The organism is Kordiimonas lipolytica (assembly GCF_042651265.1).
Classification (GTDB): Bacteria; Pseudomonadota; Alphaproteobacteria; order Sphingomonadales; family Kordiimonadaceae; genus Kordiimonas; species Kordiimonas lipolytica.
The window spans coordinates 1-678 of sequence record NZ_JBHSCR010000011.1 but is presented as its reverse complement, the minus strand read 5'-3'; the positions used below and the strand labels follow the sequence as shown (position 1 = coordinate 678).

The following is a 678-nucleotide window of genomic DNA, read 5'->3' as shown; positions in this document are numbered from 1 at the left end:
ACAAATCCATGCCCCCATATTTCCGCTAGTTTGCTATTTTCAATAAATGGTAGATTATAAGCTAACAAGTGATAATGAACCGCACCACGCTTTTGAAACTCAACCACACAACTATATTTTAATTTGAGATCCATTTTATAATTTAACCGCTGTATAAATTTCTTGAAGTTATAATTACTCTCTTTTACATCTTTCATATTTTCCGAATATGTTAATGTTATAAACTTTGTTTTCTCTTGCCATTGATCTACATTAGCGTTTATTTCCCTTCTAAGCTGTTTTTTAGCTTTTTGAAGTGTTTCAGTCCTATATCTTTTTTTATCTTCCTCAACNGTTTCAGTCCTATATCTTTTTTTATCTTCCTCAACCCATTTTAAACCGTCACCACGACGACCATTATTTTCTTCTCTTTTTCCATCTTTATCTTTACCAGTACAAACCTCTTTTTCGTATGTATAAAGCTCTATGATGTCACCTGAAGTCACTATTTTATGTTTATATTTCATTAGATCACCTTTCTACTTTTCTGCTTATTAACCTGTATAATCAAGTTAAAGAGAACTAGGCATTTTTGTGTTCTGCTTCTTCCTGTTCAACAACCCTTGCACCGCACTCACATGTATATACGTGATCAATATAAGTAACGTTTTCCTCCTGGACATATACTTGATCTAACAC

The 678-nt window shown here is 32.5% G+C and carries 1 protein-coding gene; it reads right to left on the bottom strand.

Going from position 1 to position 678, the window contains the following annotated elements; all coding sequences use genetic code 11:
* Positions 1-197: rolling circle replication-associated protein (locus ACFO5Q_RS18860; RefSeq protein ID WP_452176556.1), on the bottom strand; the 197-nt coding region annotated here is incomplete at its 3' end.
* Positions 198-678 lie beyond the last annotated feature (481 nt).